Genomic DNA, 2,914 nt, shown 5'->3' on the forward strand with positions numbered 1-2,914 from the left:
CGGTTACATTCCGAACCCGGAAGCTAAGCCTTTCCGCGCCGATGGTACTGCAGGGGGGACCCTGTGGGAGAGTAGGTCGCCGCCGAACAATTATTAAGCCTCAACCCCCAGCCTATGGCTGGGGGTTGAGGCTTTTCTGCGTTGTGTCCCCCTGTTGCCCTAGGCCGGGCCGAGATACAGATAGGTCTCGCGCCGTTGGCGGCCGTCGCCGGAGTTGGGGATGAACCGCATCTCGAGCAGGTCCGCCGTTTCCGGATCGACCAGCCAGATCCAGTGTGAGCCTCCCTCGGAGGACCCTTCGAGATCCCAGTGCAGCTCGGTGCCAGGACGGCCCTTTGCATCGTGGGCGTTCTCGACCAGGCGGACCTGAGAGCTCTGCGCCATGATCTGGAAGAGCGCGGCACGCAGCTCGGGCCCGGCGGGTGAGATCGCCAGCAGATCACCTGCCCACTGGATCATGTCGCTTTCGGCGTACTGCTCCGGCACGCCAGCCGTCAGCCGGGTCCGTAGCGCGGCCGGGTCGGTTGGCAGGTCTTTCAGGGAAGCCCAGGTCAGCCCGGTGTTGGCGGAAACCCAGTCGTTCAGGTCATCGATGAGTCTCTCGACGCTCCCGTCAGGGCGTACCTCGTAGGTGAACTGGACGTTGAAGATCTCGATGTTTCTGGCCCTGGTCTCCGCGTCGACGTCGCCGAAGTCGTACTCGACGACCGACTTCCAGATTTCGGCGTCCGAAGCCGGCTCGGCGGCCGCTGTCTTCGCCATCGCGTTGAGGAACTCCGACGCCGAGGCGGTAGCCGGAGCCTCGTTGCCGCCCATGTCCACCGCCGGCACGATGGTCGCGCCCGCCACGACGGCTGCGACAAGCGCCGCGGAGGCGACGTGCCGTCGGCGGCGGCTGTTCCGGACGGCGGACGCCTGCTCTGCGGCGGCAGCCGTGCGTACGGCCTCCAGTGCGGCGGCGACGACGTCGGCGGCAGGTGGTGCCGCGTCGCCCGCCGCGACCAGCAGTTCGGCGCCGGGCCAGTCGAGTTCGTCCTGTGCGTCGTGCGGAGTGGTCATGCGAAGTCTCCCTGCAGCTGGGTGAGGGTGGAGGTGGTGAGGCCTCGACGCAGCCGGGTGCGGGCCCGGTGCAGGCGTGAGCGGGCGGTGCCGGCCGGGATGCCGACGACGGCCGCCGCTTCGGTGGGCGTCAGTTGCTCCCAGGCGACGAGGAGCAGCAGCTCCCGTTCGACGGCCGGCAGTTCGCTGAGCTCGCGACGGAGGCGCTTCCCCGCTGCCGCCGCGTCCAGGCGCTGGTCCACGGCCTGCCATGGGTCCGTGGATATACCGTCGGCTGTCGGCGGTTGGGGAGCGCGGGCCAGCTGCTGCCAGTGCTGCGCCAACACCTTGCGCGTCACTCCGAAGAGCCAGGCGCGGGCCGAACCGCGGCTTGCGTCGAAGGTCCGGCGGGCCGCGAAGGCCTGCAGCCACACCTCGGCGAGCAGGTCGTCGGCGGCTGCCGGCGCCCGGCGCCTGAGGTAGCCGTGCAAGGCGGTCGAGTGCCTTGCGACCAGCGGCTCGAAGGCCGCTGGATCGCGGGCGGCGCCGCCCAGCAGTTCGTCGTCTGTTACGCGAACCATGGAAACCCCGACTCCTGACCGCGCGGACGGCGGCCTCACACGTACTTGCGCGATACGCGCCCGAGCGTTCGCGCACTGCGCCTCAGCCCCCGGGCGGTCGGCTGGGGGCTGAGGCGCCGCCTCCGCGTTTACTCAGCTCTGCTTCTTGTGCTGCTTGAAGAACTCCCAGATGAGGTCCGTGGCGACGACTCCGGCCTCCGCGTCCGACAGATCGCCTGATGTTGCTCCCGGCCAGGCGTGGCCCATTGCCGGCAGGTCGTAGGCCACGACGTCGCTGCCGTCCTTGCAGCGGGCCTTCGTGCTGGTGTACTTGGCCTTCTTCGCCGGGCGTCCCCTGTCCTTGCAGGCGAGGCGTTGCTTCCAGGTGGTGATTCCGGACTTGAAGGTCTCGTAGTAGCGGTCCTGTCCGCCGATGAACGTGATCACGGAGACGGGGGACTTCGGCATGTACGAGGCTTCCGCGGTCGCGGAGCCGCTGTAGCCGCCGCTGACCGGTGCCACCGCCGCGAACGTGTCGGACAGCTCCACCGCCAGCTTGAAGGACATGTCGCCGCCGTTGGAGATGCCGGTGGCGTACACGCGGGTGGGGTCGGCGTGCCACACCGTCACGAACTGCTTCACCAGTTCGCGCAGGAAGCCGACGTCGTCCTCCGCGCCGCAGCAGATGAGGGCGTTGAAGCCGCCGTCCAGGCCATCGGGATAGACGGTAAGGAAGCCCTCCGCGTCCGCCTTCTCGTCCATCCGTGAGATGAGCTGTGCCTGGGTGCCGGTGCCGGGGTAGTAGTGCAGGACCATCACCAGCGGCAGCGGGGTGCCCGGCGTGTAGCCGGGCGGTGCGTGCACGACGTAACCGCGCTGTTTGCCCTGCCAGTCGAGCGTCAGCATCTGGGTGCCGGGTTTGGGCTGTGCGGCCGGCGCGGCGCTCTTCGAGGGCTTCGCGGATGCCCTGGGTTTGTCGTCGGGTTCGGTGCCGCCCCCGCAGCCGACCGCGAGGAGCAGGAGCGTGACGGCGACGAGGGAGGTCAGGGGGCGTCGTAACGCCCATCTCAAGGCTTTGGTCATGAGGGCCAGGATGCGGGCGGGACCTGGCGCGGGCGAGGGGATGGATGGTCACGACCCCATGGAGATTCGGGTATGATCTCTTTCAGCTGATCAGGCCCCCATAGCTCAGTCGGCAGAGCGTCTCCATGGTAAGGAGAAGGTCAACGGTTCGATTCCGCCGAGGTCGAGGCCGCAGTGGAGGACCTCAAGGAGAAGCTGAAGGGCGAGGACGTCGCGCTCATCCGCGAGGCCAC

At 68.5% G+C, this 2,914-nt stretch carries 3 protein-coding genes and 1 rRNA gene; 1 reads left to right on the plus strand and 3 read right to left on the minus strand.

Going from position 1 to position 2,914, the window contains the following annotated elements; all coding sequences use genetic code 11:
• Positions 1-88: ribosomal RNA gene (gene rrf, locus AB0M28_RS40260) — 5S ribosomal RNA — on the plus strand; the annotation flags it as partial.
• A gap of 71 nt (positions 89-159) precedes the next feature.
• Here the strand turns inward: rrf and AB0M28_RS40265 are convergent.
• From AB0M28_RS40265 to AB0M28_RS40275, 3 genes are all read right to left on the minus strand, one after another.
• Entirely contained in the window at positions 160-1,059 is a 900-nt protein-coding gene (locus AB0M28_RS40265) for a hypothetical protein (protein WP_365415779.1), read from the minus strand.
• On the minus strand, positions 1,056-1,619 hold the full coding sequence (locus AB0M28_RS40270; protein WP_365415781.1) for an RNA polymerase sigma factor: 564 nt from the start codon (positions 1,617-1,619) through the stop codon (positions 1,056-1,058). The genes AB0M28_RS40265 and AB0M28_RS40270 overlap by 4 nt, the downstream gene beginning before the upstream one ends.
• Positions 1,620-1,751: 132 nt before the next feature.
• Entirely contained in the window at positions 1,752-2,681 is a 930-nt protein-coding gene (locus tag AB0M28_RS40275) for a PHB depolymerase family esterase (protein ID WP_365415783.1), read from the minus strand.
• Positions 2,682-2,914 lie beyond the last annotated feature (233 nt).

This window comes from Streptomyces sp. NPDC051940, assembly GCF_040680895.1.
Lineage (GTDB): Bacteria > Actinomycetota > Actinomycetes > Streptomycetales > Streptomycetaceae > Streptomyces.